This is a genomic window from Mesorhizobium sp. AR07 (assembly GCF_024746815.1).
GTDB lineage: Bacteria > Pseudomonadota > Alphaproteobacteria > Rhizobiales > Rhizobiaceae > Mesorhizobium.
In genome coordinates this window covers 1346169-1372617 of sequence record NZ_CP080525.1, presented here as the reverse complement: position 1 = coordinate 1372617, position 26449 = coordinate 1346169, and the positions used below count along the sequence as shown (strand labels likewise).

Here is a 26449-nt window from a genome sequence, read left to right as displayed (position 1 = left end):
GGGCGTTCTCGATGGGAACGCCCGGCCTCGAGAAACATGCTGTCGCGATGGGGAACGAATTCCATCCCCAGCGCGTAGTGTGTGAGGCAGCGGCTGATTCGGCCGCGAGAAGGGGTTTTGTTTTCATGAGAAAGACAGGCAAGAGCCGACGCGCGCAAGAAGCAGCCGGCATCGGCGGCGACCTGATGCTGGCGCCGATGGTGGCGATGATGCGCCTGCCGCTGATGGCCATGGATGCCGGGAGCAGCCAGCCATGGGGCACGGAGACGGCGCGTGCGGTAAACGAGAAGACCGTGGCCATGGCCGAAGGCGCGTTTGCGGCGCAAATGTCTTTCCTGCAATCGGCCTCGCGGTTCTGGCCGGAAGTCTTTTCCGGCCGCACGCCGTCACTGTTCAATGGCGTTGCCGCGGAACGCTCGATCAGCGCCGCGCTGAAGCCGGCAAGCCGTACCGTGAAGGCGAATTTTCGCCGGCTTTCCAACAAGGCCTGACAACGAGAGGCCGAAAAAACCGATTCCCGTTTTCCGAGGTCATGGGTTAGAACCCCATCAGGCATATCTGCCGATGGGGAACATCATGGCCGGACAACCGCTCAATCAGCCCGCCGAAATTCCGGCTGAACTTGACCGCTGGAACTGGGGCGCCTTCTTCCTCAACTGGATCTGGGGCATCGGCAACAGCACCTTCATCGCTCTGCTGGCGCTGATCCCGTTCGTCAACATCATCATGATCATCGTGCTGGGCGCGCGCGGCAGCCGCTGGGCCTGGCGAAACCGCGCCTGGCGCGACGCCGAACAATTCCGCAAGACGCAACGCAACTGGGCGATCGCCGGCCTTGTCATCTGGGTGGTCGGGATCGGCGGCTGTGCGGCGACGGTCGGCAGCATTCCTTATGTGCTGAAAGGCAGCGATGCCTATCACATGACGATGGACAAGCTTCGCGCCGACGATCGCGTCAAGGCCGCTCTCGGTGATGGCGTAACCGACAGTTTCTGGGTCGGCGGCCACCTTAATGTCAACGCGAATGGGGCTGGTGACGCCCAGTTCAGCATTCCGGTCCACGGCGCCAAGGGCAAGGGCACAGCATATTCGACTGCTACCAGAACGGCCGGGACATGGAGCCTGCGCCTGCTGGTCGTCAAGGTGGACGGGGTCGATGCGCCGATCGTCCTGCTCAATGAGGATCATGTCCCAATTCCGAATGCGGCAATCGGAATATAGGCGGAACGCGCAGGCGGGCAGAATGCAAAAACCGCGCTCCATCGGGAACGCGGCTTTGCCAGATACGCATGGCGTTTCGCCAACAGAACACTTGCGAAACTTACGGGCTCCGGTACGCGAGACCTGATCCGGAGCGCTGGGCGGATGCGATATGTCCGCCTCGCAATCTGTTTTATAGGGACATCGTTACCGGGGGGTTATCGAGAGCTTAAGCAAACCTAAATTTGACGAGTTTCTCTCGAAATACAGGAAAACCCAGTTGTATTCGCAGCTTATGGATTGCTGCCGCGCAGAAAGTTAATAATCCCGGAAAAGTCGGCGCCGGCGTGCCCCTGCGCGTTGAACAGCGCATAGAGCTGGGCCGCCTCGGCACCAAGCGGAGTCACCGCTCCGGACCCTTGTGCTGCTTCCTGCGCCAGCTTCAAATCCTTCAGCATCAGCGCTGCGGCAAAGCCGGGCTTGTAGTCGCGGTTGGCGGGCGAAGTCGGTACCGGTCCGGGCACCGGACAGTAGGTGGTCAGCGACCAGCACTGACCCGAAGATGTCGAGGCGACGTCGAACAGCGCCTGATGCGACAAGCCCAATTTTTCCGCGAGTACGAAGGCCTCCGCGACACCGATCATCGAAATGCCAAGGATCATGTTGTTGCAGATCTTGGCGGCCTGTCCGGCGCCGTCGCCGCCGCAATGGACGATGCGGCCGGCCATCGGCTTCAGGATCGGCTCGGCGGTGGCGAAGGCATCGTCGGAGCCCCCGGCCATGAAGGTCAGCGTGCCGGCCGCAGCACCCCCGGTGCCGCCCGAGACCGGCGCATCGATCGACAGCAGGCCGTGTTTGGCGGCGATGGCATGCGCCTTGCGCGCCGATTCGACGTCGATGGTCGAGGAATCGATGAACAGCGCGCCCCTTTTCGCCTTGGGCGCGATGTCCTCATAGACCGACAGCACATGCTTTCCGGCCGGCAGCATGGAGATCACCACATCGGCGTCCTTCACCGCGGCCGGCGCGTTGGCCATGATGACGACGCCATGCTCGCGCGCGACCGTCAGATTCTCCGGCATCAGGTCGAAGCCATGCACGGCATGCCCGGCCTTGACCAGGTTGGCGGCCATAGGGTTGCCCATGTTGCCGAGGCCGATGAAAGCGATCGTCGTCATTGTCTCTCTCCCGGGTTCTTCTGGCGTCAGCGACCGATCAGGGCGCGGGCGATGATGACGCGCATGATCTCGTTGGTGCCTTCGAGGATCTGGTGGACGCGCAGGTCCCGCACCAGTTTCTCGATGCCGTAATCGTGCAGGTAGCCGTAGCCGCCGAGCAGCTGCAGCGCGTCGTTGGCGACCGTGAAGCCAGTGTCGGTGACGAAACGCTTGGCCATCGCCGACCATTTGCCGGCATCCGGCGCCTTGCGGTCGAGCTTCGAGGCCGCGGCATAAAGGAAGATGCGCGCCGCTTGCAGCTCGGTCTCCATGTCGGCGAGCCTGAACTGCAGCGCCTGGAACTGGTTGATCTTCGAGCCGAAGGCCTTGCGCTCGGCGGTGTAGGACAGCGCCTTGTCGAGCGCCGATTGCGCGCCGCCGAGCGAACAGGCGGCGATGTTCAGCCGGCCGCCGTCGAGCCCCGCCATGGCGATGCCGAAGCCGGCGCCTTCGCCCGACAGCAGGTTTTCCGCCGGCACCTTGCAATCCTCGAAGATGACCTGGCGGGTCGACTGCATGTGCCAGCCCATCTTGTGCTCGTTGGCGCCGAAGGAGAGGCCGGGCGCGTCCTTCGGCACGACGATGGTGGAAATGCCTTTCGGGCCGTCGGCGCCGGTGCGCACCATGACGGCGTAGACATCGCTGTCGCCGGCGCCCGAGATGAATTGCTTGGTGCCGTTGAGGACATAGTCGCCGCCGCTCTTCACCGCGCGTGTCTTCAACGCGGCGGCATCGGAGCCGGAACCCGGCTCGGTCAGACAATAGCTCGCCAGCCATTCCATCGCGGTGAGCTTGGGCAGGAAGCGCTGGCGCTGCTCGTCATTGCCGAAACGGTCGATCATCGAGGCGACCATGTTGTGGATCGAGATGAAGGACGAAAAGGCCGGATCGGAGTGCGAGAGCGCCTCGAAGATCAGAACCGCGTCGAGCCGGCCGAGCGCCGAACCGCCGACATCGTCCCTGACATAGATGCCGCCGAGGCCGAGCGGCCCGGTCTCGCGGATCACGTCGGCCGGGAAGTGTTTCCTGCGGTCCCAATCGAGCGCGTTCGGCGCGACGCGGTCGGCGGCGAAGGCCCGAGCCATCTCCTGGATGGCGCGCTGTTCCTCGTTGAGTTCGAACTGGCTGGTGCTCGCATCGACCGCGGCGTCCATGGCGTGCTCCCTGTGTGCTGGCCGGCTAGTTCGCTGGCCTGTCGTTTTTGGCTTTGCGCGCACACCAATCTAGACCAATGATGCCGCCGCGCAACCCGACCCTCCGCGGAGCGGCTGTGCACCAATGCATGTCCGGAGCGAAATGTGACGACAAAATTCGATGAGCTGCTGGGACGGTTCCACGCCTATCTCGCTTCCGTGGATGACGCCCTTGTGCGCGACGCCGTGGCGCGGATTGCCTGGGAGATGCCAGATCGCGCGCTGGAGCCGCATCCGCTTGGCTGCCTGCGCCATCTCGATCGCGCCGTCGAACTGGCGCCGCCGGATGCCAAGCCGCTGGTGCGATTGCTGGCGGAGCGTCGCAATGACCTCCGCTGGGGGCAGACCTATAGCGAGGCGGATTTCGGCAAGGCATTCATCGACAATTACGGTTGGCTGGAGGTGTTCGGCACGCGCGGCCATTTTGCCAATGACGAGGCCGCCGCCGGTCTGCTGATCCTTGGCCCCGATATCGTCTATCCCGATCATCATCATGTTGCCGAGGAAATCTACATTCCGCTCACCGGCGGCACCGAATGGCGGATGGGGGAGAGCGGCTTTCGTGTCCGAGAGGCCGGCGAGGTCGTCCACCACGCTTCCAACGTCAGCCATGCCATGCGTACCGGCAAAGAGCCGCTGCTGGCACTCTACATCTGGCGTGGCGGGCCGCTGGCGCAGAAATCGAACATCACCGGAACCGTCGCGCAGGGCAGGGGCTGATCGTGGCCAAGGCCATCATGCTGCAGGGCACGGGTTCGGACGTCGGCAAGACGGTGCTGGTCGCTGGCCTCTGCCGCGCAGCAAAAAGGCGCGGCCTGAAGGTGCGGCCGTTCAAGCCGCAGAACATGTCGAACAACGCCGCCGTCGCCGACATTCCAGGCGACAACAATGCCGGCGGCGGCGAGATAGGCCGCGCGCAATGGCTGCAGGCGATCGCCTGCGGCGTCGCACCATCGGTCCACATGAACCCGGTGCTGCTCAAGCCGCAGACCGATGTCGGCGCGCAGGTCATCGTGCAGGGCAAGGTGTTCGGCGAAGCGCGGGCGCGCGACTATCAGGCACTGAAGGGCCAGCTGATGGACGCCGTGCTGGACTCCTGGGGCAAGGTCGGCGAGGGCGCCGATCTGGTCATCGTCGAGGGCGCCGGCTCGCCGGCCGAGATCAATCTCAGAAGCCGCGACATTGCCAATATGGGCTTTGCCACGCGCGCCGATGTGCCGGTGGTGCTGGTCGGCGACATCGATCGCGGCGGTGTCATCGCCTCGGTCGCCGGCACGCATCTGATCCTGCCGGAAGAGGACCGGCGCATGATCGTCGGCTACCTCATCAACAAGTTTCGCGGCGACGTCTCGCTGTTCGATGACGGCATAAGGTCGATCGAAAGATTCACCGGCTGGCGCTGTTTTGGCGTCGTGCCGTGGCTGAAGGCGGCGGCGCGGCTGCCTTCGGAGGATTCGGTGGTGCTGGAGCGGCTGGCGTCCGGCGAGAGGCGCGCGCTGAAGGTGGCCGTGCCGATGCTTGGCCGCATCGCCAATTTCGACGATCTCGATCCGCTCAAGGCCGAACCGCAGGTCGAAGTGGCGTTCGTGCCGCCGGGAAAGCCGCTGCCGGCCGATGCCGGACTGGTGGTCATTCCCGGCTCCAAGTCGACGATCGGCGATCTCCTGAAGTTCCGCGAGAACGGCTGGGATCGCGACCTTCTCGTCCACCGCAAGCGTGGCGGACATGTCGTCGGCATTTGCGGCGGTTTCCAGATGCTTGGCCGCGTGGTGCGCGACCCCGACGGCATCGAAGGCAGCGTCACTGAGGCCGAAGGGCTCGGCCTGCTCGATATCGAAACGGTGATGGAACCGGAAAAGACAGTGCGCAATGTCAGCGCCCGCTCGGTACAATTCGACCTGCCGCTCGAGGGCTACGAAATCCACCTCGGCCGCACCACAGGTCCGGATACCATGCGACCTTCGGCGGTCATCAACGGTGTCGATGACGGTGCGGTGTCAGCCGATGGCAAGGTGATCGGCACTTATCTGCATGGCCTGTTTGGCGCCGACGGCTTTCGCGGGAAATTTCTCGAAGGCCTCGGCATCAGAGGCGGCGGCATCGACTACCGCGCCGAGGTCGAGCGGGCCCTGGACGAGGTCGCGGCCGAGCTGGAAACCCATCTCGACTGCGACGCGATTTTCGCGCTGGCGCGGTAGAGCTACGCCTTTTCGCTTGCCTTCGGCCAATAGGTGCCGAACGACCAGACATTGCCTTCCGGGTCGCGGCAGATGAATTCGCGGCTGCCATAGTCGCGATTGGTCAATTCCTGGATGATCGTGGCACCGGCCTTCCTTGCCCTGGCATAGGCCGCATCGGCATCGTCGACGGCAATATAGATCGACTTGCCGCCGCCAGAGCCGGGCTCGCCGACCATCTTGCCGTAGTCGTCGTCGCGCACGGTGCCCAGCATGATCATCGAAGAGCCGAAAACCAGTTCGGCATGGTGCACGATATCGCCTTCGCCATAGCGGGCCCGAACGCTGAAGCCGAAGGCATCGCACAGCCAGTCGATCATTGTTGCCGCGTTCTTATAGCGCAAAGCGGGGTAGAGGCGGGGCGCTTCAGGGGTGGTGGGCATGGGAACTCCTTCGGTTGGGTTGCTCGATAAACCCTGTTTGAGCATGTCGTTGTCCCAAAACCGCTGCGCACTTTTGGGCGACATGCATCATTCTGTTCGAAGGCCGTTCCAGCGTCTTGAAGAAATGTTACCTGACGACAAGTGCGGTCGGCGTCTCGCCGGCAAGGTCGCGGAACTCGCGCACCAGATGCGCCTGGTCGGCATAGCCGCAATCGGCGGCGATATCCGCCCAGTCGGCGGTCTGACGCCTCGACAGGCCGAGTGCCCGATTGAAGCGCACGATGCGCGACAGCGTCTTGGGACCGATGCCGATGGCGTTGGAAAAGCCGCTGGCGAGATGCTTGCGGCTCCAGCCCAGCCGTTCGGCGAGCGATGAAATGCGGGTCCGGCCTCCCGACGCGACGATGCGGTCATAGGCCCAGACAATTTCGAGCGGTGTTTCAGCGGCCTTGTTCAGCCGGGCGGCAACGAAAGCTTCGGCGATGTCGAAACGCGTGCCCCAGTCCGGCGCGTTGCCAAGCTGTTCACGCAGCGCGATGCCTTCGGTGCCGAGGACGTCGTCGAGGACGACCATGCTGTCGGTCAGTTCGATCATCGGCAGGCGGAAGAACCGGCGTGCGCCAAGCGGGGTGAAGTTGACCTGGATGCAGCAGGCGCCGCCGAAGGACTCGATCGTCACCGGCCCGGCATAAAGGCCGGCGGCGAAACTAGCGAAGCGGTCATTGTCGCCCGGCGTCTTGCCGAGCCCGATGGCGAACGGCTCGGCAAAGCTGATGACCAGCGGCACGGTCAGCGATGCGTATTCGACGTTGCGGAAATGGCCGGCTGCCGTTTCGCGATAGCCGCAAATGTCGGTGACGATGCCCTCAAGTCCAGGATTGGGCAGACGCCGGCGCATCTCGAACCGCCCGGGGATGGACCGGTCCTGCTCTTGAGGGCGTTGCATTTCGCTTGGCATCGACCATCCTTCCGCCAAAGCAAATCTAGCAGACCCTTGATCAGAATCAAAAAGCGCCCGGTTTTGGCCGGGCGCTCCTAGTCCCCATTTCAAGGGAAACGTGTCAGAGACCGTTTGGAAACTCTACTCTGGCGGCCATCTGAAGGCGTTTTCTGTGCTTCCGGTGCTCACGGACCCAAATGTCCGCTGCGCTCCGGTTCTCGAAACCACCATCATATGACTCGCCAGAGCGAATTTCGAAACGGTCTCTCAGGCGCCGCGCATCAAGCAGCCGCCGGCATGGGCGCGCGTGATCACTCACCAATCATGACACGCAGCGGGTTCGCCGGGTCGGCCAAGAGCTTCACGGCCAGCGCCACGCAGACGATCACCAGCAATGGCTTGATGAGTTTTGCGCCGATGCGCATGGCCAGGCTCGCGCCGACGCGGGCGCCGAGGAACTGGGCAACGCCCATCATCAGGCCGATCTTCCAGGAGACCACGCCGACGGCGGCGAAGACGATGAAGCCACCGATGTTGGAGGCGAAATTGAGCAATTTGGTGTGCGCCGTCGCCTTGAGTACGCCGTAACCGGCGAGTGCGACGAAGGCCAGCATGTAGAAGGAGCCGGCACCCGGTCCGAACAGGCCGTCATAGAAGCCGATCGCGGGCACCAGGGTCAGTCCGAACAGGAATGGCGACAGCCGTTCAGCGCGGTCGACGTCGTTCATGTTGGGCTTGAGCGCGAAATAGAGCGCGATGGCGATCAGCACCAGGGGCAGAAGGGCGCGCAGGAGATCCCCAGGCACGATCGTTGCCAGCAAGGCGCCGACAGCACTGCCGGCAAGCGCGAGCAGCGCCGATGGCAATTGCCGGCGCAGATCAACATGGCCCTTGGACGCATAATGGATGGTCGCCGAGCCGGAACCGAACATGCCCTGCAGCTTGTTGGTTCCAAGCGCCTCGACGGGCGAGAAACCGGCGAGCAGCAATGCGGGGATGGTGATCAGCCCGCCGCCACCGGCGATCGAATCGATGAAGCCGGCTGCGAAGGCGGCGATGCCGAGCAAGGCAACGGTCTGGGTGGTGAGGTCGGACATCGGATCGATTGGGACATTCAGGCGTTAGAAGGATCGTGCGGGTTCGACCATGGCAAGCCGGTTTGCGCAAGGCCGATTCCGCGCTACCTCTATGCAAGCGCGTCGCGCTTCGTATGAAATCGTATGACGCGCCTGGCTTTTGTGTATGCATTAGGCGAATCGAACAGGGAAACTGATGGCGATGGCATTGCTCGACCAGATACGCTCGATCTTCGACGGCGACCCAGGCGTGCGCAAGGTGGCGGGCGATCCGGTCCTATCGGCGGAACTCCTGATGCTGTTCCGCATGATCCTGGCCGACGGGTCGGTCAGCGAGAGCGAGATGGTTGCCTTTCGGCGCATCTGCAAGGACGCCTTCGGCATTCCGGAAACCAGCATCGACAGCGTCATCGAATATCTCAACGAGTTCGGCTACGAGACCAACGGCTCGCAGGCGATTGCGCTGTTTCGCGATCTCGACGTCGAGCGACGCAAGCTGCTCGCCCGCCATATGGCGGAGATCGCCAAGGCGGATTCGAAACTGGCCGAGAGTGAGGTGCGGCTGCTGCGCCGCACGCTCGATCTGCTCGACATCAGTCCGGTCGACGTGGTCAAGCCGGAAGGCTGAGGCATAGCCGAGCAACGGTTCGCTGGATGCCGCGGGGGAGCGTTTGAATGGCCTTTGCCGACAGCTATCTGGGACAGTTGCGAGCGTTGATCGGGGATCGCCTGGTGCTGATGCCGGGCGCTCGCATCATCATCGAACGCGCCGACGGCCACATCCTGCTGCAGAAACGGACCGATTTTGGCTTGTGGGGCCTGCCTGGCGGTAATGCCGAGGAAGGCGAGGGCCTGGAAGCGGTGGTAATCCGCGAGGTGGTTGAGGAAACCGGGTTGATCGTCAGCGATGTCGAGCCGTTCGGGTTCGGCTGCGACCCGCACTATGAAACCTTCCAGTTTCCGAATGGCGATCGTGCCCAGTTCTTCGCACTGATGTTTTACACGCGCTCGTTTGAAGGCGAGCCGGCCGTCACCGACGACGAGAGCAGCGCCGTCGGCTGGTTCGCGCCCGACCGCTTGCCCGAAATGCTGCCCAACATGGCGCGCAGCGTCGACGCCTATCTCCGATTCAAGACCACCGGAAAATTCCAGATGATCTGAGGGGTCTCTATCTTAATGTGTGAGGGCCACGTGCCGTGTCACCCGCCCATCTTCGTCAGTTCGTCCTTCGCCTGCGTGCTCCAGCGTGCGGCACGCTTCAAAAACGCGATCGCCTTGACCCTGTCCGCTTCGTAGCCTCCTCGACCCTCCGCCATGTCGCGGGCGAGCGCGAGAACGGCGTCGTCGTTGCCCTGATCGGCCGCCAGCTTGTAAAGGCGTGCCGCCTCACGCGGATCCTTGGGCAATCCGCCTTTGCCTTCCTCATAGAACCTGCCGAGATCGTACAGCGCGTATTTGTTGCCTTCGTCGCTTGCCTGCTTGAAGAGCCGGGCAGCCTGCTTGTCGTCCTTCGGCAGGCCGTAGCTGCCCCGCTCATAGGCCGTTGCCGCAGCGTCCCAAGTCTGGGGATCGTCACCGGCGGCGGCTTTAAGGATCAGCCGTAGCGACTCTTCCGGGTTCGTCGACAGGCCGCCTTTGCCCTTGAAATACATTCTTGCGAGATCAAACGCGGCCTGGGCGCTGCCGAGCGCCGCCGCTTGGTGCCAGAGCAGGGCGACATCCGCTTGCCTGTCTTCACCCAAGCTCAACGGCAGGCCGAGCGCATAGAGTGCGTCTGCATCGCCAGCGTTGGCGGCCTCCTTGACAAATTGAAGCTGCGCCTCGTTGGGGTCAACGGCGAAGGCCGTGTCCGCGAACAGGTTCCGGCGCTGCGATTTAGCCTCCGTGGCGTCTGACGCCATCGCCTTGTCCAACAGGAGCATGGCCTGCCTGGTGTCTTGTTGGAAACCATCGCTGCCGCGCCAATAGAAAGGGGCCAATGCGATTTGCGCCGCGGGATAGTTCTGGTCCGCTGCACTCTTATAGGTTCGGCCGGCCAGTGCCATTTCGTCAACCGACACCGACCCGATGCGCCCGCTTGCTTCATGCGCCCGGCCGAGGTTGAAAAGCAGGCGCGGATTGTTCGGGTCGGCGGCCAGCGTCCTCCCGCAAGCCGCAATGGCCTCAACCGGTTCGATCCCGTAGAGGCCAATTCCCGCGCCGACCCGATTCGGATCGGTGGGCGAGCCCGCCAGACTGTCGCACTCAGTCGGTTGACCGGCAAAGGCCGCCCCCGCCATCGACAATCCGAACAATCCGGCGGCAATCATTCGACGCGACCGCATGGAGCCACTTCCTCGTACCTGTTTGGTCCTCCAACCATATTTGGATTTTTGCGCTCGGTACATGCGCTCCGAGCATGAGGTTTTGTGGGATATCCTATGTCACGACCATCGCGAAAATGGAGGGGCTTTACCCCTGCTCCCGCATCCGCCGAGCGATTGCCCGCTGCAGATCCGGGGCAGCGCTGACCAGTGCCTTGGCCGCCTCGGATTGCGGGTGATCCAGCACCTCGTTCGTCTTGCCGCGCTCGACGATCTTGCCGTCATGCATGACCAGCACCTCGTCCGTGATGGCGCGGGCGACGGTCAAATCATGGGTGATGAAGAGATAGGCGATGCCGAGCTTCTGGTTGAGCTCCGCGAACAGATCGAGGACCTGGGCGCGGATCGAGACGTCGAGCGCCGAGACCGGCTCATCGGCGACGACCAGCTTGGGGCGCGTGATGATGGCGCGGGCGATCGACAGGCGCTGGCGCTGGCCGCCTGAAAATTCGTGCGGATATTTGTCCATGTCGCGCTGGTCGAGGCCGACTTCGTGCAGCGCATGCGCCACCATCTCGCGGCGCTCGGCGCGCGTCGGCTTCTTCGCCAGCACATGCAGGGGTTCGGCGACCAGTTTTTCGACCTTCTGGCGCGGGTCGAAGGAGCCATAGGGATCCTGGAAGACAACCTGCATGTCACGCCTGGCAGGCTTCAGTTCCGCCTCGCTCTTGCCGGTGATGGTCTCGCCGCGAAACCGGATCGTGCCCGCGTTCGGCCGGTCCAGCGCCAGGATCATGCGGGCGAGCGTGGACTTGCCGCAGCCGGAGCGGCCAACCAGCGCCACCGACTGGCCCGGCGCCATCGACAGGGATACGTCGTCAACGGCACGGATCGCTGACGCGCGCTTGAACAGCGAGGTGCGCCGGCCGGGATAGTCGCGGGTGACACCCTCGACCTGGAGCAAGGGTTGGCCCGATCCGACGCCATGCGGCCTGGCGCGCGCCGGCACATGCATCGAAGCCTGCGCCAGCTGGCGCGTGTAGGGGTGGAGCTGTTCGGACAGCGTGCGCACCGTATCGCCGGCTTCCATCACCTCGCCACGGCGCAAGATGGTGATGCGGTCGGCCATCTCGGTCACCACGGCGAGGTCGTGCGAGATCAACAGCAGGCCCATGCGGCTCGCCGCGACGAGGTCGCGCAACAGGTCGAGGATCTGCGCCTGCAGCACCACGTCGAGCGCCGTCGTCGGCTCGTCGGCGATCAGCAGCTTCGGCTTCAGCGCACAGGCGATGGCGATGACGACGCGCTGACGCTGGCCGCCCGACAGTTCGTGCGGATAGCGCGACAGCGGGAATTTCGCTTCGGGCAGGCCGACGCGGTCGAGCATTTTTCGCGCTCGCTCCTCGGCGTCGGCGCGGCTTGCCCTGGTATGCCAGCGTATGCCTTCGGCGACCTGTTCTCCGACGGTCTTGACCGGATTGAGCGCCGTCATCGGTTCCTGGAACACCATGCCGATGTCGTCGCCACGCAAAGCGCACATCTGGTCCTCGGTCGCCGCGAGGATGTCGATGCCGCCGAATGTAACGCGCCCGGCGGCGCGCGCGGCATGAGGCAGAAGCCGCATTACCGTCAGCGCGGTCATCGACTTGCCCGAACCGGACTCGCCGACCAGCCCCATCACCTCGCCGGGCGCGACGGAAAGCTCCATGTTCTTCAGGATCTGCGTGTCGCCGATGGTCAGCGACAGGTTCTCGATGTCGAGCAGGCTCATCGCTGCCGCCGCGATTTCGGGTCGAGGATGTCGGCGATGCCATCGCCCAGCAGGTTCAGCCCAAGCACGGTGACGACGATCGCCATGCCGGGAAAGATCGCCATCCATGGCGCCACCACCATGCGGGTCTGCGCGTCGAACAGCATGCGGCCCCAGCTCGGCATTGGCGGCTGGGCGCCCAGCCCCAGATAGGAAAGCCCGGCCTCGGCCAGGATGCCGAGCGCGAACTGGATAGTGCCTTGCACCAGGAGCAGCGTGGCGATGTTGGGCAGCACATGTTCGATGCTGATCCGGGTGCTGCTCTTGCCGGCGGCGCGCGCCGCAAGGATGAACTCGCGCGGCCAGATCGCCAGCGCGCCGGCGCGGGCGACACGCGCAAAGACCGGGATGTTGAAGATGCCGATGGCGATGATGGCGTTGACGGCGCCCGGCCCGAAGATGGCGGTGATCATGATGGCCGACAGCAAGGCGGGAAAGGCGAAGACGAGATCGTTCAGCCGCATCAACGCCTCGTCGACGAGGCCGCCGCGCGCCGCGGCAAAGGCGCCAAGCGGCACGCCGACACCCATGCCGATGCCGACCGCGACCAGCGCCACGGCAATCGAATTGCGGGCGCCGACCATGACCATCGACAGGATGTCGCGGCCGAAATGATCGGTGCCGAACCAGTGCGCCAGCGAGGGTCCTTGTGTCTTGTCAGATATGACCAGTCTGGTGACGTCGTAGGGCGTCCAGGCATAGGAGACGGCCGCTATCGCCAGGATCAGCAAGGTGATGATGAAGCCGGTAACGAAAGCGGGGTTCCTGAACGCCTTGGCCAGGACTCTGCCGAATGTCTCTTCGGGGACGTCGATGTGCAGCGTCATTGCCGGCTTCTCAGGCGCGGATCGACGACCGCATAGGAGAGGTCGACGAGGAGGTTGACGGCAATGACGGCGGCGACCAGCAGCATGACGACGCTTTCGACGACGATCAGGTCGCGCTGGGTAATCGCCTGGAACACCAGACGGCCTAGGCCGGGCAGGTAGAAGACATTCTCGATGATGATGGTGCCGGCAAGCAGGAAGGCGAATTGCAGGCCGAGAATGGTCAGCACCGGGATCATGGCGTTGCGCAATGCGTGCCGCCACAAGACCGCGCGGTAGGGCAGGCCCTTGGCGCGGGCGGTGCGGATATAGTCCTCGGTCAACACCTCGATCAGTGCGGAGCGGGTGACGCGCGCCAGGATGGCCGCTTGCGGCAAGGCAAGCGCCACGGCGGGCAGCAGCAGCGATTTCAGCGCCGGCCAGGCGCCGGCGTGCCAGCCGGGAAAGCCGCCGGCAGGAACCAGCCGCAGCCAGACGGCGAAGATATAGATCAGCATCAGCGCGAACCAGAAATTGGGCACGGCGACGCCAAGCTGTGCGGCGCCCATCGCCACGGTGTCGCCAGCCTGTCCGCGCCGGCTGGCCGAAAACAGGCCGACCGGGATGGCGATGATGGTGGAGAGTGCCAGCGCGATCAGCGCCAGCGGCAGCGAGACGGCCAACCGTTCACGCACCAGATCGATGACCGGCACCGAATAGGTGTAGGAGCGGCCGAAATCGAGACTGAGGAGGCCGCCGGCCCAGTGCAGATAGCGCAGGCCAAGCGGCGCGTTGAGGCCCATCTGGTTGCGCAACAGTTCGACCTGGTTAGCGCTGGCGTTCATGCCCAGCATCAGTCGCGCCGGATCGCCGGGAAGGATCTCCAGCACGGTAAACACCACCATGGAGGCCAGCACCAGCGTGGCGAGCGCAATGGCAAGGCGCTTGAGGAGATAGGCGGTCATGGATATTGGGAGACCGCTGCGTTGCCAATGGCAAGAAGCGGGAAATGGTATCGCTCCGTCCCACCCCCCTCTGTCCTGCCGGACATCTCCCCCGCAAGGGGGGAGATTGCGCTCTCATCGTGGCTTTCGCCAATCACTGACCTTGCGCAAACCACGAAGGTTGCAAAGGGGGTGCCATCGGCCGAACTGCCGATCTCCCCCCCTGGGGGGGAGATGCCCGGCAGGGCAGAGGGGGGTGGGACGGAACGCAACTTCCGCCGGATAGCCTGGGTCTTCAATCCGACCACTTCACCTTGGTCAAATCATTGGCCTGGATCGGTGCGTTTTCCCATAGCCCTTGCAGCTTGGCGTCCCAGACGCCGACCTTCGGCAGTTCGTAGAGGAAGCCAACCACGGCATCATCGGCCAGGATCTTCTGCGCCTGTGCATAAAGCGCCTTGCGCTTGGCTTCGTCGGAGGTGAGGTCCAGGTCGGCGATGACCTTGTCGAAGGCGGGGTTGTCGTAGTTGAAGTAGTAGTCCTTGCGCGAATAGATATCGATGTCGTTGGGCTCGGTGTGCGAGACGATGGTCAGGTCGTAATCCTTCTTGGTGAACACCTGATCCAGCCACTGCGCCCATTCGACCGGGATGATTTCGAGACCAATGCCGACGTCGCGAAGCTCCGAGGCGATGATCTCGCCGCCGAGCCTGGCATAGGCGGTCGGCGGCAGCTTCAGCGTCGCCCTGAAGCCGTTCTCTAGGCCTGCCTCCTTCAGCAGTTCCTTGGCCTTGGCGACATCATACGGATAACGGCCGGTGAGGTCGACATAGTATTTGTTGGTTGGCGACATATGCGAGCCGATCTGCAGACCAAGGCCGGCCGAGGCGCCGTCGATGATTGCCTTGCGATCGAGGGCGTAGGAAATCGCCTGCCGGACCTGCAATTTGTCGAAGGGCGGCTTCTTGTTGTTCATCGACAGGATGGTTTCGCCCTCGGTCGCTCCGACCACCACCTTGAAGCGCGGATCGTCCTTGACCTGCGCGACGCTGTCGGGATCGAAGAAGGGGAAGGCCTGGATGTCGCCGGAAAGCAGTGCCGGAACGTAGGCGGCGGCATCCGGAACAATGCGGAACTCGACCTTGTCAAGAAACACCGGAGCACCCCAGTAGCGGTCGGATTTCACCAGCGTGATCGACGATCCCTTGGCCCAGTTCTGGAACTTGAACGGTCCGGTTCCAATCGGCTTTTCCTTGTTGGTGTCCGCCGATTTGGGAGACACCATCACCGCGTCGCCCCAGCCCATATTGTAGAGGAAGGAGCCTTGCGGGTGCTTCAGCGTGACCTTGACGGTCGCAGAATCCACCACGTCGACCTTGTCGATGGCTGCAAACAGGCCCTTTTGCGCGTTGACCGAATTGTCGGCGCGCGCGCGGTCGAGCGAGAATTTCACGTCGCTGGCATCGAAACCGGTGCCGTCGTGGAATTTCACGCCAGTATGCAGCTTGAAGGTGTAGATTTTGCCGTCGTCGGAAATGGTCCAGCTTTGCGCCAGGTCCGGCAGCACTTCGCTGTTCGGGCCGATGCGGGTCAGGCCCTCGAACACATTGGCATAGAGAACCTCCTTGATCGCCGCGGCAGCGCCGGCGGTCGGATCGAGATGCGGCGGTTCGAGCGGAATGCCGATGACCAGGTCGGTTCGCGCGGCGAATGCCGAGGTACCAGTGGCAAGCGACAGCACCGCAGCGGCCAGAATGGTTTTCCACAATCTCATCGTGCAATTCCCCATGTGTTCAAACCCGGGCGATAGAAGCGTGATTTTGTCACGGAGTAAATTGCGTTTCGTGCTGCCCGCTGGTGCGGCGGGGAATGTTTTTGTCCTGGCGGCCCCATCGGCAGGTCGAAGCTTGTCGTGATGCGCAGCTATCCCGCTTCCGTGCCCCGCAGCAGCACATTGAGCCCGATCGCCATCACCTTGGCCGATTCCACCATGTCCGATATGCCGACCCACTCGTCCGGCCTGTGGGCGAGGTCGAGAATGCCGGGGCCATAGGCGATGCAATCATAGATGTGGCCGATGCGGGCAATGTGCTTCTGGTCATAGGTGCCGGGCGAGATGACATAGTCCGGTTCGCGGTCGAAGATCGCCATGATGCCTTGCGCCACCGCCTTGACCACAGGCGCGTCGCGCTCCGTCATCAGCGGCAGCACTTCCATCAGGTCGCGGATCTCGTAGTCGAATTTTTTGCGCTCGCGCTTCAGCCGGTCGAGAATGCCGGTCACTTCACCTTTGACCGTGTCGAGATCCTCCTCGAGCAGGAAGCGACGATCGATGGTCAGCCGGCAGGAATCGGGCACGTTGGGCGAAGGCAGGCCGGGCCGGAAATCCTCGGTCTGGCCACCATGGATGGAATTAATGTTCATGGTCGAGCGCTTTGCGCCTTCGGGCACGACCGGCATGCGTGTCGTCTTGCGCTCGAGTGCGGGAAACAGTTCATCCTCGAAGGCCTGCAGCACGGCGCCCATGTGGCGCACCGCATTGTCGCCGAGGAACGGCATCGAGCCATGCGCGATCTCGCCCTTGGTCTCGATCTCCGCCCACCAGACGCCGCGATGGCCAAGGCAGATGCGGTCCTTGTTGATAGCGGTTCGGGAATGATGACGTGATCGACCCTGGGTTTCGAGAAGTAGCCGAGCCTTGCCAGATGGGCGACACCGCCGAAGCCACCGGACTCCTCGTCGACGGTGCCCGATATTTCGATGGCGCCGGGAAAGTCGGGAAAGACCTCCATGAACGCCTCGGCGGCAATGACCGAGGCGGCCAGGCCGCCCTTCATGTCGCAGGCACCACGGCCGTAGACCTTGCCGTCCCTGACAGTGCCGGCAAAGGGATCGACGGTCCAGCCTTCGCCGGCTTCGACAACGTCGATATGCGAGTTGAAGTGGACGCAGGCTCCGGGCGACCTTCCGTCGAAACGGGCAACGACATTGACACGCGGGTAGCGATCGGTGTCGCCGGGCGTGCCTTCGGCGCGGATGAATTCGGTCTCGAAGCCGCTCTTCTTCAGCCGCGCGGCAAGATATTCGGCGCATGGCCGGTAGGCTTCGCCGGGTGGGTTGATGGTCGGAAAACGGATCAGGTCGGCGGTCAGCGCGACGACATCGTCGCGCCGGTCTTCGATTGCCTTGAGGAGTCGCTCGTTCATGCGACGAGTTGAGCAGCGATATCAGCGGTTTTGCAAGCCCGCTCGTGGTCAGGACCGCGCGACGTGTCGTTGCGGCAACTATCGCGCGAAATCGTTCAAATTCGCCGCTTCGGATTGGCCAATTGGTCAAGGAGTGTGTGTTATCCCGGTCACCTGCCATCAAAAAAGGTGAAAAACACCGTGATGGCAGGCAGGCAAGGGGCAATCAAAGGGGTTTGATCGCATGAAAAAGACAGTTCTCATGGCGGCCGTGTTCGTCGCGATGCTGTTCGGTGCCGCGGGGCAGGGCTGGGCAGCCAGCCTCGTTGCAAACATAGACGTTTCGACGCAGACGATGACGGTCCGCTATGGCCTGTCGGTTTACCGGTGGAGTGTTTCGACCGCGCGTCCGGGTTATTTCACGCCGCGCGGCACCTATCGGCCGCAACGCACGGCCCGGATGTGGTATTCGCGCAAATATCATATGTCGCCGATGCCTTATTCCGTGTTCTTCCATGGCGGCTATGCCATCCACGGAACCGGCGCCGTCAGGCAGCTGGGCCGCCCGGCGTCGCATGGCTGCGTGCGGCTGCACACGGCCGATGCCGCAACCTTCTATTCGATGGTGAAGGAAGTGGGTTTCGGCAACACGCGAATTGTCGTGACGAACTAGGGGCAGTCGGGCATCACAGCCGCCACCATGTTGGACCGGTTCAATGTTGAAGGGATCATTGAGCCGCTCTGATGACTGCTTTACGCAATTGCCGACGGCAAAAGCACCGCATGCTTTTCCGGATTGTCTTTAGCCGGCGAAGTCAGCGGCGGTTGGAACAGATGATTCGGTCCGCCAGGAACTTCGCCATTGAGTGCCCATTGCCGGAATTGACAGATGCTTGTGCAGCCAGAGATGGATGATCGTGTTTCCGGCCGGCCCGCTGGTGTGGTTATTCTTGGTGGGGCGCATGGCACGCTGGCGCTGGCCAGGAGCCTTGGGATGCAGAAAGTGCCTGTCTGGCTGGTAAGCGCCGACACGCCCTTGCCCCGCTTTTCGCGCTACGCTCATCGGCAGATGACGTGGCCCGGTCCCGATGATGACGGCGCCGTCGCCTTCCTGCTCAACCTGGCCGCGACCCAAGGGTTGGAGGGCTTTCTTCTGATCCCCGGCGGCGACCCTGAAGTTCGGCTGGTGTCGCAATCCATCGATCAATTGTCCGCTGCATTCGACGTGTTGCTGCCGCCATGGCAGCAGCTGAAATGGGTTTGTGACAAGCCGCTCCTCTATCGCCGTGCCCGCGAACTGGCACTCGCCATTCCGCTGACCTACGAGTTTACTTCGCTGGAGCAGGCAGCCGCCGCCAAGCTTCGCTTTCCCGTCATCCTGAAGCCGAACATGGGCGGGCGCAGCCGTTTCGCCCGTGCAAAGGCCGTTCTCGCCAACGACCAGGCGACGTTCCTGACAGCCTACAAATGGACTGCCGGAGAGATCGGCATCGAGAATGTCGTCGTTCAGGAAATGATACCGGGGGGAGGGGAAAGTCAGTTTTCCTATGCGGCGCTGTGGAACCGGGGCGCGCCGGTGGCCGAGTTTACCGCCCGTCGCAGCCGGCAATATCCGGTCGACTTCGGCTATACCAGCACGTTTGTCGAGGTCGTCGACGAGCCGCAGCTGATCGACATCGCGCGCCGGCTGCTTGGATCGATCGACCACCACGGACTGGTGGAGGTCGAATTCAAACGCGACCCCCGCGACGGCTCGTTGAAGATACTCGACGTCAATCCGCGGCCCTGGACATGGTTTGGGCTGGCCGCCGCCGCCGGCGTCGATCTCGGCGCCATGCTTTGGGCAATCAAGTCGGGCCACAAGGTCGCGGCAGTCTCGGCGCGGCCGAATACATCCTGGATGTATCTGGTTCGGGACGTGGTGGCGGCCGGCAAGTTGATCTCGAGCGGCCGTCTGACAAAACAGGCCTATTTGCGCTCATTTGGCCCGGTACGGGCATGGGCGACATTCGCGGCAAGCGACCCGGTGCCGGGTCTGATCGACATACCATTGACCGTGTGGAGAGTGCTGATGAGGCGGATACTTCGCATCCGGTGAAAATGATTAACTGACAACGCCGGTTCATCTGCCGGCGAGGCAGCAGGATGCGGTTCCTTTCCTCATTCTTAACCTGGGAATGTTTAGGACGACGATGTGCCTGAGTTTGCTTCCAGCCGGGGTCAGGCTGACGGAAAACAGACCCACGAGACCAATGACATGACCGCTCCCATGCTCAGGACCGATTGCGAGGTGGCCGTGATCGGTGCCGGGCCGTTCGGGCTGGCCGTTGCTTCCGCCCTCAAAGCGGCGGGCATTGAAACGCTTGCCTTTGGCGGCGCCATGTCCTTCTGGCGTGACCACATGCCAAGGGGCATGAGGCTGCGCTCTCCCTGGCACGCGACCTATATCGGCCACACCAAAGGTCCGCTGTCGCTCGACTCTTACGCGGAAGGCCTTGGAATCTCGTCGAGCGAACCGCTGCTGCTCGAAAACTTCGTCGACTATGGACTGTGGATTCAAGGCCAGACGGTTCCTGATCTGGATACGCGCATGGTCAGCCGCGTTGAAACGGCGAAGGAAGGGTTTCGTCTCGCTCTTGCCGACGGGGCTGCCGTTCATGCGCGGCGTGTCGTTATTGCCACCGGCCTGATGAACCAGCAGATGATACCCGCCGTCTTCAAGGGAATGCCCGGCGAACTGGTCAGCCATCCCAGCGAACATGCCGGCTACGAGGCCTTCCGCGGCAAGCGCGTCGCCGTCATCGGGCGCGGGCAGAGCGCCTGCGAATCCGCGGTGCTGCTCAAACGATGCGGGGCGGATGTCGACCTTGTCTGCCGTGGCGACATCCATTGGCTTGGGTATCGAACGCTGTCGGGAAACAAAAGCTGGAGCTTGCGCGACTTCGCTTCGGAGCGCCTTGCGTCTCCTTCCAGGGTCGGTCCTTTTCCACTGTCCTGGCTGGTCGAAGTTCCAGGCTTTGTGCACCGGTTTCCGGAGGCAGCCAGGGCAGGGCTCAACAAGCGCAGTCTTGGGGCCGGCGCGTCAGGCTGGCTGAAGCCGGACTTCGACGGAATAAGGGTCAATGCCGGCAGCAGGATTGTTGGCGCGGCCGCCAAGGGCCATGCCATCGAACTGCGGTTCGAGAAGGATGCCGCCACCTTCGATCACGTCCTGCTGGGCACGGGCTACCAGATCGATATCGCCAGGCTCGGGCTGTTCGCGCCCGATGTGCTTGCCGCGATTGCGCGCCGGGAAGGGGCTCCGGTGCTCTCCGCGGGCTTCGAGTCGAGCATTCCAGGCCTGCATTTCGTTGGCGCGAGCGCTGTCGGCAGCTTTGGCCCGCTGATGCGGTTCACCGCCGGCACGCCATATGCCGCGCGCAACGTCGCGCGCTTCATCAAGGCCAGAGACAAGGGCTACGCCGCCGCGCGAACCTGAAAGACCGCGTAGTCGATGGTTCGGATCGCATCGAGGAAGCCGGGCATTGGCGGCACGGTAAGTTCGGTAAAAATGCCGGCTTCGCGGATTGCCGGCCTTGCCCAATCGATGGCGCGGTGGCTTGAGCTTCCGTAGATGATGAAACAGTCCCGCTTGTGCCGTTCGAGCGACGACACCAGATTTTTCAGCACGATGTCGAACACGTCCTTGGAAAAAGGATTGTAGAAATAAACCACCAGCGGCGCTTCGGGAAATTCGTAAGTCGCCGCATCCGCCTCGACGACACTGAGCGCCCGGCATTTCCGTGACGGATCCCTGAAGCGCTCGATGTTGCCTCTGGCGATTTCGACCAGCTCGCGCGCGAACTCCACGCCAATGATCTCCGCGAATGGATATCGTGACGCCAGCAACAGCGTTCGCGACTTTCCGGAGCCGATGTCGATGAATGTATGGTTTTGGAGGTCGCTGGGCAGCGACTTCATGATGAAATCAAAGGTTCTCGGCGACGTGCATACGGCTTCGTTGCCCTTGTCGCGATGCGGTCCGACGATATCCAACGCAGCGAGCTGGATCGAGCCGGCCGTATCGACATCGTGCCGGCGATCCCATTCGCGCGCGAGGCGGTCGGCGACGACATAACGGGCGTTTCTCAGGACAAAGCCGACGCTTGCGCTTATCCCATGCCGGTAGACGAGCCTGATCGGCTCGAACAGACCCCGCTCGCGGATGTGCGACCAGGCCCTGCCAAAACGGCCGAACGAACGGTCTTCGAGGCTGTCCCGGTCAAGGCGCCGCGTTTCGAGACTAACCATGCAACGGGCACCATCCCAACCGATGAAGATCTCTGGGATGTTCGCATCCGGCCGTTTAAGATTCCCTGACCAACAAAGTTAGGAATGTCAGGACTGGATCGCCCGGCTCATGAATTGCGGTAGGCGCACCCAATCAGCGAGCTCAGGCACCGGCGATTGGTGCTTTTGCCTGCGGGCGGCGCCGCCGGCCGCTGATCTCCCACCTTTTGTGGAACCACATCCACTGGCCGGGGTCTTCGCGTACCCAGCGCTCGACCACGTCGGCGAGAAGCTGGGTGGTGGCGTGGACATCGACGCTGCCGTCGGCGGTGCGCGGCAAGGTCAGCTTGTCCTCGATCTCGAGCCGGAAGCGGTTGCCCGGAAGCCTGACGCAGCGCGCCGGATAGACGTCGCAGTCGTAGTGACGGGCAAGGGTGCCGAGCACCCGATTGCTCTGGCAGGGACGGCCGAAGAATGTCGTCTCCAGGCCGTTGGAGAATTTCTGGTCGACAAGGATGCCGATGTTGCCGCCGTTCTCCAGGACCCCCGCCAACGCAAACGAGGCGCCGGCCATCGAGGGCAGCAACGATCCCATGGTCGAGCGGCGCGTCGAAAGGATATATTCGGCGAGATAAGGGTTGTTGGGCGGGCGAAACAGTGCCGTGATGTTCATGCCGAAGGTCGCCGCCGCCACCGGCAACAGTTCGAAATTGCCGAGATGGCCGGTGAAGACGATGTGCGGCTGCTTTTCGGCGGCGATCTCGACGAAGTGTTCTATCCCCTTGACCTCGACACGTCCCGGGCTGGTGGCGGCGGGATCGTAGTCGAACAGGGCGTCGAGGAAGATGTATTCGGCGGCAAGGCGGGCCATGTTGCCCCACATGTCCGACGCGATGGACTGGATCTCGGCTTCGCTCTTTCCCGGATAGGCCTTGCGCAGATTGTCGACGGCCACCTGATGGCGCCCCACCCAGGGGCCGACCCGGCGCGCGACGCGGTCGGCGAAATTCAGCGCGCTGTCGGCCGGCAGCAGGCGCAGGATCGAGATGATGATCATCGCCGCGCGCGCGACCAGCCAGTAGTTCAACTGGCGCAGCTGCCTGCCGTAGCGAAATTTGAGATCCCGGCGAAACTTCTTGAACACTGAGGTCTAGGCTCTAGAGCATGATGCCGAAAAGTGTGAAGCGGTTTTCGGACGACATCATGCTCTATTCCTTTGATTTAGAGGCGGATTCAGATTTCAGGTCGATTCGACCTGAAATCATCCGGCTCTAGCCGACGCGCAGGATGATCTTGCCGAACACGTCGCGGCCTTCCATGCGCTTCAGCGCGGCCTCGATATCGTCGAAGCCGACTTCGGTGTCGATGACCGGTGCGACCTGTCCTGCCGCCATTTTCTGCATGGCGTTGGCCATGTTCTCCATGCGGCAGCCAAAGGACCCCAGCAGTTTCAACTGCTGCTGGAACAGCTGCATCAAATTGATCTGCGTCGACACGCCTGAAGTCGAACCGCAGGTCACTAGGCGGCCGCCGCGCTTCAGGCACAGCATCGAGGCGGCAAAGGTGTCGGCGCCGACATGCTCGAAGACGACATCGACGCCCTTCTTCTTGGTCAGCTTGCGCACGACGCCTTCGAAACGGTCGTCGCGATAGTTGATGACATGGTCGGCGCCGAGCGCCTTGGCCTTGTCGATCTTGTCGTTCGAGCCGACCGTGGTGATGATCGTGCAGCCCATCCGCTTCGCCAGCTGGATGGCCGCCGAGCCGATGCCGGAACCGCCTGCATGGACAAGGATGGTCTCGCCGGGCTGCAGCCTGGCGTTGTCGAACAGCATGTGCTCCACGGTGCCGAAGGTGACCGGCGCCACCGCGGCGCCGATGTCGGTCACGCCAGGCGGGGCGGGGACCAGCAGGCGAGCCGGCAGGTTGATCTTCTCCTGCGCGAAGCCGTCGAGATGAAAACCGTGAACCCCCGAGACATGTTCGCAGAGATTGTCGCGGCCTTCGCGGCAGGCACGGCAAAGGCCGCAAGTGCGCGCGCCGTAGATCGACACCAATTGTCCGGGCAAGAGGCTGGAAACGCCGGGGCCGACCGCCTCGACCTCGCCGGAGGCCTCGGCGCCGACAACCAGCGGCAGCTTGCGCTTGGCGAAGGCCATGCCGCGCCAGCCCCAGACATCGATATGGTTCAGCGCCACCGCCTTGATGCGCAGCGTGACCTCGCCGAGTGCGGGAGGCGGCGGGGGCGGCAGGTCCATCGTCTCAAGACGGCGGTCCTCGATAAGTTGCAGTGCGCGCATGGAGCCTGTCGGTTCTGATTGGCGGAAAAAGGTCGCTTAGACCGGTTCCCGCGCCATGACAAGGCAAGTGTTCTGGCCGCCGAAGCCGAAGGAGTTCGAGAGGACGGTGCGAACCTCGGCGTTGCGCTTCTTGTTCGGCACCACGTCGAGCACGATCGCCGGGTCGGGATTGTCGTAGTTGATGGTCGGCGGAATGACGCTTTCGCGCATCGTCATCAGCGAGAACGCCGCCTCGACGGCGCCGGCCGCCGACAGCGTGTGGCCGATCATCGACTTGTTCGACGAGACCGGCATCGAGCCGATCCGCTCGCCGAACACCGTCGACAGCGACAGGTGTTCCATCTTGTCGTTTTCCGGCGTCGAGGTGCCATGGGCGTTGACGTAGTCGATCTCGTCCTTGCTCAGGCCGGCGTCGGCAAGGGCGGCACGAACCGCCGCGATCGCCGGCGAACCGTCCGGCTTGGAGCGGGTGCGGTGGAAGTCGTCGGCCTTTTCGCCACAGCCGCGCAGGATGCCGAGGACTGTCGCTCCACGGGCGAGCGCTGCCTCCAGAGACTCCAGCACGAGAGCGCCAGAGCCTTCGGCCAGCACGAAGCCGTCGCGGTCCTTGGAGAAGGGCTTGGATGCCTTTTCCGGGATGTCGTTGTGGGTGGACAACGCCGACAGCAGCGAAAAGCGGATCAGTGCCTCGGCGGTCGCCGAACCGTCGGCGCCGATCGACAGCGCCCGGTCGCATTCGCCACGGCGGATCGCTTCCACGCCGAGCTGGATGGCGGTGGCGCCGGAGGCGCAAGCGGTCGACAGCGTGATCGGCAGGCCGCGGGTGCCGAAACGGTCGGCGAGCCGGTCGGCGATCGAGCCGAACTGGGTGGTCTCGAAAATGTCTGTCTCCTTCAGCCCGCGCGCCACCCGCAGCAGCCTTTCGGCGCCAGCATCCTGTTTGTCGGAATTGTAGAGCGAGAAGCGCTCATGCCAGTCGAGTTCGACCGGCGGCGAGGCGAGAAAGAGAGGACCGCCGAAATCACTGGAATCGAGACCGGACTCGGCCACGGCCTCACGCGCGGCGGTTTCGGCCAGCTCGTAGGTCAGGGGGCTGGCGCCCTTCGAGCTCGACGCCAGGAAGTCGACGGTGCCGGAGATGCGGGTGTTGAGATGGTCGACCGGAAAACGGGTGATCGGGTGGATGCCTGACTTGCCCGAGGTCAGCGCCGCCCAATTGTCGGCCTTGCCGATACCGAGCGACGTCACCACGCCGATGCCGGTGACGGCGACGATCGGCCTGCCCATGTGATCGTTCAGATTGGCCATCCGGGAACCCTCGAGCGTTTATCGTTGCAGCATGGATCGCGCAGTACCGCCTCAGGCGGCGTTGACCAGTGCCATGCCCTCGAATTGGTGATAGCCGATCGCCGTTGCAAGGACGGTTGCGGGAACGCCTTCGAACGGCTTCTCGGCAGCGGCATCAAAAACAGGGTAGGCGGCCTTGCGGTCGACGGCGAGTGCGGCCAGCGCCACGGCGAACGGAAACTGTGCTTCCTTCATATGTCCGGTCAGCGTCGAGAAGCCGCGTGCGGCGATCGCCGGATTGGCATCGAGTGCTGCTTTCTCGGCGGTGGTTGCCGCATGCGCACCCGACGCGCCTGACAGGGCAAGCAGCTTGCCGTTCGGCAGCGCCGCCTGGCTGAGCAGCGCGGCGATCTCGGCGTCGAGTTCTCCCCGTGACCGCCTGGCGCGGCCGGACACGACCGGCCCGAGCTCGGCATAGATTTTCCGACCTCGGCTTGTCGCGTGTTCGCGCTGCTCCAGCACCAGGAAGGCGCCGCCGGAGCCTGAGACCACGCCGCCGCCCTCGGCGCCCTGTCTTTGCCAGACCGGCTTCCACGGGCCGCGATGCAAATAGCCGGCAAGCTCATAGCCGAGCAGCATGTCGGAATGTTCGGTCTGGAAGGCGCCACCAACCAGGATGTGCGTCGACTGGCCGGAGCGGATGCGCGCGGCTGCCGTCTCGACGGCGGAGACGCCCGCACCTTCCTCACCCATGAAGGTTCGCGACGAGCCCGTCACCTTGTGGACGATGGAGATGTTGCCGGCAAGCAGGTTGGAAAGCTGGGCCAGGAACAGCGTCGGCCGCAGTTCGGTGGTCAGCTTCTCATTGAGCAGCACGTCGCGGTCGTTGCGGCTTTCCGAAGCGGCAAGAATGGCGGCGTCGACCGCCTCGTCGCGCTCACCGCCGCCGGCGGCCACGACCATGTCCATGGTCGTGCAGAGCTCGTCATTGCCCTTGATGCCAGCGTCGTCCAGCGCCAGACCGGCGGCATAGGTGCCGAGCCGCTGCCAGGTTTCCATCTGGCGCTGGTCGCCGCGCTTGGCGATCTGCAGGTTCCAGTCGATCTCAGGTAGCGGATGGACGGTGTAGGGCGCGAAACGCGCGGCTTCGAGCACCGGCCGCAGGCCCGGCTGCGCGAGCTTCTGCCAGTGGGCGTCCGGACCCTCTCCCAGCGAAGAGACAAGGCCGATACCAGTGATGACGACGTCGCGGGGGCTGCTCATGAGCGGCTTTGTGGGTCAGGCGAAAGAGCGCGTCAA

The 26449-nt window shown here is 63.4% G+C and carries 24 protein-coding genes and 1 pseudogene; 9 read left to right on the top strand and 16 right to left on the bottom strand.

Annotated features, from left to right (window positions below; translation table 11 throughout):
- Positions 1-125: 125 nt before the first annotated feature.
- The gene (locus tag BPNPMPFG_RS07130; protein ID WP_258594302.1) at positions 126-491 is read left to right on the top strand and encodes a hypothetical protein; all 366 of its coding nucleotides are present in this window, start codon (positions 126-128) and stop codon (positions 489-491) included.
- A gap of 85 nt (positions 492-576) precedes the next feature.
- Positions 577-1221 carry a cytochrome c oxidase assembly factor 1 family protein gene (locus BPNPMPFG_RS07125; protein ID WP_258594301.1) on the top strand — a complete coding sequence of 215 codons (645 nt, stop codon included), beginning with the start codon at positions 577-579 and terminating at the stop codon, positions 1219-1221.
- 272 nt (positions 1222-1493) lie between these two features.
- Here the strand turns inward: BPNPMPFG_RS07125 and mmsB are convergent, their stop codons facing one another.
- Both mmsB and BPNPMPFG_RS07115 read right to left on the bottom strand, forming a co-directional pair.
- Positions 1494-2378 carry a 3-hydroxyisobutyrate dehydrogenase gene (mmsB, locus tag BPNPMPFG_RS07120; RefSeq protein WP_258594299.1) on the bottom strand — a complete coding sequence of 295 codons (885 nt, stop codon included), beginning with the start codon at positions 2376-2378 and terminating at the stop codon, positions 1494-1496.
- A gap of 26 nt (positions 2379-2404) precedes the next feature.
- Positions 2405-3571, bottom strand: a complete 1167-nt coding sequence (locus tag BPNPMPFG_RS07115) for an isobutyryl-CoA dehydrogenase (RefSeq protein WP_258594297.1) — start codon at positions 3569-3571, stop codon at positions 2405-2407.
- A 144-nt stretch (positions 3572-3715) separates the two neighbouring features.
- On the opposite strand from BPNPMPFG_RS07115, the gene BPNPMPFG_RS07110 reads away from it, so the two are divergent.
- Together BPNPMPFG_RS07110 and BPNPMPFG_RS07105 are read left to right on the top strand one after the other, a co-directional pair.
- Positions 3716-4330, top strand: a complete 615-nt coding sequence (locus tag BPNPMPFG_RS07110) for a dimethylsulfoniopropionate lyase (protein WP_258594295.1) — start codon at positions 3716-3718, stop codon at positions 4328-4330.
- Positions 4331-4332: 2 nt separating this feature from the next.
- Positions 4333-5808 carry a cobyric acid synthase gene (locus BPNPMPFG_RS07105; protein ID WP_258594293.1) on the top strand — a complete coding sequence of 492 codons (1476 nt, stop codon included), beginning with the start codon at positions 4333-4335 and terminating at the stop codon, positions 5806-5808.
- Between the two features lie 2 nt (positions 5809-5810).
- Here BPNPMPFG_RS07105 and BPNPMPFG_RS07100 read toward each other — a convergent pair whose 3' ends face one another.
- The 3 genes from BPNPMPFG_RS07100 to BPNPMPFG_RS07090 all read right to left on the bottom strand — a co-directional run bounded on the left by BPNPMPFG_RS07100 (position 5811) and on the right by BPNPMPFG_RS07090 (position 8267).
- Positions 5811-6230 (bottom strand): VOC family protein, encoded by a 420-nt coding sequence (locus BPNPMPFG_RS07100; protein ID WP_258594291.1) that lies wholly within the window; start codon positions 6228-6230, stop codon positions 5811-5813.
- Between the two features lie 127 nt (positions 6231-6357).
- Positions 6358-7188 carry a helix-turn-helix domain-containing protein gene (locus BPNPMPFG_RS07095; protein ID WP_258594289.1) on the bottom strand — a complete coding sequence of 277 codons (831 nt, stop codon included), beginning with the start codon at positions 7186-7188 and terminating at the stop codon, positions 6358-6360.
- A 293-nt stretch (positions 7189-7481) separates the two neighbouring features.
- On the bottom strand, positions 7482-8267 hold the full coding sequence (locus BPNPMPFG_RS07090) for a TSUP family transporter (RefSeq protein WP_258594287.1): 786 nt from the start codon (positions 8265-8267) through the stop codon (positions 7482-7484).
- Positions 8268-8442: 175 nt separating this feature from the next.
- On the opposite strand from BPNPMPFG_RS07090, the gene BPNPMPFG_RS07085 reads away from it, so the two are divergent.
- Together BPNPMPFG_RS07085 and BPNPMPFG_RS07080 are read left to right on the top strand one after the other, a co-directional pair.
- Positions 8443-8874, top strand: coding sequence for a TerB family tellurite resistance protein (locus BPNPMPFG_RS07085; RefSeq protein ID WP_258594285.1), 432 nt, complete (start codon positions 8443-8445; stop codon positions 8872-8874).
- A gap of 47 nt (positions 8875-8921) precedes the next feature.
- Positions 8922-9407: an NUDIX domain-containing protein gene (locus BPNPMPFG_RS07080; protein ID WP_258594283.1), complete on the top strand. Its 486-nt coding sequence runs from the start codon at positions 8922-8924 to the stop codon at positions 9405-9407.
- 38 nt (positions 9408-9445) lie between these two features.
- On the opposite strand, the gene BPNPMPFG_RS07075 is transcribed toward BPNPMPFG_RS07080, so the two are convergent.
- The 6 genes and pseudogenes from BPNPMPFG_RS07075 to BPNPMPFG_RS07050 all read right to left on the bottom strand — a co-directional run bounded on the left by BPNPMPFG_RS07075 (position 9446) and on the right by BPNPMPFG_RS07050 (position 17315).
- On the bottom strand, positions 9446-10555 hold the full coding sequence (locus BPNPMPFG_RS07075; protein WP_258594281.1) for an SEL1-like repeat protein: 1110 nt from the start codon (positions 10553-10555) through the stop codon (positions 9446-9448).
- A 142-nt stretch (positions 10556-10697) separates the two neighbouring features.
- Complete coding sequence (locus tag BPNPMPFG_RS07070; RefSeq protein WP_258594279.1) at positions 10698-12320, bottom strand: ABC transporter ATP-binding protein; 1623 nt, start codon at positions 12318-12320, stop codon at positions 10698-10700.
- The gene (locus BPNPMPFG_RS07065) at positions 12317-13186 is read right to left on the bottom strand and encodes an ABC transporter permease (protein WP_258594276.1); all 870 of its coding nucleotides are present in this window, start codon (positions 13184-13186) and stop codon (positions 12317-12319) included. The genes BPNPMPFG_RS07070 and BPNPMPFG_RS07065 overlap by 4 nt, the downstream gene beginning before the upstream one ends.
- Entirely contained in the window at positions 13183-14130 is a 948-nt protein-coding gene (locus tag BPNPMPFG_RS07060) for an ABC transporter permease (RefSeq protein ID WP_258594273.1), read from the bottom strand. The genes BPNPMPFG_RS07065 and BPNPMPFG_RS07060 overlap by 4 nt, the downstream gene beginning before the upstream one ends.
- 274 nt (positions 14131-14404) lie before the next feature.
- The gene (locus BPNPMPFG_RS07055) at positions 14405-15883 is read right to left on the bottom strand and encodes an ABC transporter substrate-binding protein (RefSeq protein WP_258594271.1); all 1479 of its coding nucleotides are present in this window, start codon (positions 15881-15883) and stop codon (positions 14405-14407) included.
- Between the two features lie 149 nt (positions 15884-16032).
- Positions 16033-17315 (bottom strand): annotated as a pseudogene (locus tag BPNPMPFG_RS07050) (acetylornithine deacetylase/succinyl-diaminopimelate desuccinylase family protein).
- A 223-nt stretch (positions 17316-17538) separates the two neighbouring features.
- Between BPNPMPFG_RS07050 and BPNPMPFG_RS07045 the strand changes: the two are divergent.
- From BPNPMPFG_RS07045 to BPNPMPFG_RS07035, 3 genes are all read left to right on the top strand, one after another.
- Entirely contained in the window at positions 17539-17967 is a 429-nt protein-coding gene (locus BPNPMPFG_RS07045; protein ID WP_258594269.1) for a L,D-transpeptidase, read from the top strand.
- A 216-nt stretch (positions 17968-18183) separates the two neighbouring features.
- Positions 18184-19392, top strand: a complete 1209-nt coding sequence (locus BPNPMPFG_RS07040) for a carboxylate--amine ligase (protein WP_258594267.1) — start codon at positions 18184-18186, stop codon at positions 19390-19392.
- A 159-nt stretch (positions 19393-19551) separates the two neighbouring features.
- On the top strand, positions 19552-20772 hold the full coding sequence (locus BPNPMPFG_RS07035; RefSeq protein ID WP_258594265.1) for an NAD(P)-binding domain-containing protein: 1221 nt from the start codon (positions 19552-19554) through the stop codon (positions 20770-20772).
- Here the strand turns inward: BPNPMPFG_RS07035 and BPNPMPFG_RS07030 are convergent.
- From BPNPMPFG_RS07030 to BPNPMPFG_RS07010, 5 genes are all read right to left on the bottom strand, one after another.
- Positions 20751-21584, bottom strand: coding sequence for a class I SAM-dependent methyltransferase (locus BPNPMPFG_RS07030; RefSeq protein ID WP_258594263.1), 834 nt, complete (start codon positions 21582-21584; stop codon positions 20751-20753). The genes BPNPMPFG_RS07035 and BPNPMPFG_RS07030 overlap by 22 nt on opposite strands.
- Positions 21585-21726: 142 nt before the next feature.
- Entirely contained in the window at positions 21727-22707 is a 981-nt protein-coding gene (locus BPNPMPFG_RS07025; RefSeq protein WP_258594261.1) for a lipid A biosynthesis lauroyl acyltransferase, read from the bottom strand.
- A 127-nt stretch (positions 22708-22834) separates the two neighbouring features.
- Complete coding sequence (locus BPNPMPFG_RS07020) at positions 22835-23863, bottom strand: zinc-binding dehydrogenase (protein ID WP_258594259.1); 1029 nt, start codon at positions 23861-23863, stop codon at positions 22835-22837.
- 36 nt (positions 23864-23899) lie between these two features.
- Complete coding sequence (locus BPNPMPFG_RS07015) at positions 23900-25171, bottom strand: beta-ketoacyl-ACP synthase (RefSeq protein ID WP_258594257.1); 1272 nt, start codon at positions 25169-25171, stop codon at positions 23900-23902.
- Positions 25172-25222: 51 nt separating this feature from the next.
- Positions 25223-26413 (bottom strand): beta-ketoacyl-ACP synthase, encoded by a 1191-nt coding sequence (locus tag BPNPMPFG_RS07010; protein WP_258594255.1) that lies wholly within the window; start codon positions 26411-26413, stop codon positions 25223-25225.
- Positions 26414-26449 lie beyond the last annotated feature (36 nt).

Bases quoted from the DNA above. Each gene is read 5' to 3' on its own strand.
- BPNPMPFG_RS07130 (WP_258594302.1), top strand. From the start codon at position 126: ATGAGAAAGACAGGCAAGAGCCGACGCGCGCAAGAAGCAGCCGGCATC.
- BPNPMPFG_RS07125 (WP_258594301.1), top strand. From the start codon at position 577: ATGGCCGGACAACCGCTCAATCAGCCCGCCGAAATTCCGGCTGAACTT.
- mmsB (WP_258594299.1), bottom strand. From the start codon at position 2,378: ATGACGACGATCGCTTTCATCGGCCTCGGCAACATGGGCAACCCTATG.
- BPNPMPFG_RS07115 (WP_258594297.1), bottom strand. From the start codon at position 3,571: ATGGACGCCGCGGTCGATGCGAGCACCAGCCAGTTCGAACTCAACGAG.
- BPNPMPFG_RS07100 (WP_258594291.1), bottom strand. From the start codon at position 6,230: ATGCCCACCACCCCTGAAGCGCCCCGCCTCTACCCCGCTTTGCGCTAT.
- BPNPMPFG_RS07095 (WP_258594289.1), bottom strand. From the start codon at position 7,188: ATGCCAAGCGAAATGCAACGCCCTCAAGAGCAGGACCGGTCCATCCCC.
- BPNPMPFG_RS07090 (WP_258594287.1), bottom strand. From the start codon at position 8,267: ATGTCCGACCTCACCACCCAGACCGTTGCCTTGCTCGGCATCGCCGCC.
- BPNPMPFG_RS07085 (WP_258594285.1), top strand. From the start codon at position 8,443: ATGGCGATGGCATTGCTCGACCAGATACGCTCGATCTTCGACGGCGAC.
- BPNPMPFG_RS07080 (WP_258594283.1), top strand. From the start codon at position 8,922: ATGGCCTTTGCCGACAGCTATCTGGGACAGTTGCGAGCGTTGATCGGG.
- BPNPMPFG_RS07075 (WP_258594281.1), bottom strand. From the start codon at position 10,555: ATGATTGCCGCCGGATTGTTCGGATTGTCGATGGCGGGGGCGGCCTTT.
- BPNPMPFG_RS07070 (WP_258594279.1), bottom strand. From the start codon at position 12,320: ATGAGCCTGCTCGACATCGAGAACCTGTCGCTGACCATCGGCGACACG.
- BPNPMPFG_RS07065 (WP_258594276.1), bottom strand. From the start codon at position 13,186: ATGACGCTGCACATCGACGTCCCCGAAGAGACATTCGGCAGAGTCCTG.
- BPNPMPFG_RS07060 (WP_258594273.1), bottom strand. From the start codon at position 14,130: ATGACCGCCTATCTCCTCAAGCGCCTTGCCATTGCGCTCGCCACGCTG.
- BPNPMPFG_RS07055 (WP_258594271.1), bottom strand. From the start codon at position 15,883: ATGAGATTGTGGAAAACCATTCTGGCCGCTGCGGTGCTGTCGCTTGCC.
- BPNPMPFG_RS07045 (WP_258594269.1), top strand. From the start codon at position 17,539: ATGAAAAAGACAGTTCTCATGGCGGCCGTGTTCGTCGCGATGCTGTTC.
- BPNPMPFG_RS07040 (WP_258594267.1), top strand. From the start codon at position 18,184: ATGCTTGTGCAGCCAGAGATGGATGATCGTGTTTCCGGCCGGCCCGCT.
- BPNPMPFG_RS07035 (WP_258594265.1), top strand. From the start codon at position 19,552: ATGACCGCTCCCATGCTCAGGACCGATTGCGAGGTGGCCGTGATCGGT.
- BPNPMPFG_RS07030 (WP_258594263.1), bottom strand. From the start codon at position 21,584: ATGGTTAGTCTCGAAACGCGGCGCCTTGACCGGGACAGCCTCGAAGAC.
- BPNPMPFG_RS07020 (WP_258594259.1), bottom strand. From the start codon at position 23,863: ATGCGCGCACTGCAACTTATCGAGGACCGCCGTCTTGAGACGATGGAC.
- BPNPMPFG_RS07015 (WP_258594257.1), bottom strand. From the start codon at position 25,171: ATGGCCAATCTGAACGATCACATGGGCAGGCCGATCGTCGCCGTCACC.
- BPNPMPFG_RS07010 (WP_258594255.1), bottom strand. From the start codon at position 26,413: ATGAGCAGCCCCCGCGACGTCGTCATCACTGGTATCGGCCTTGTCTCT.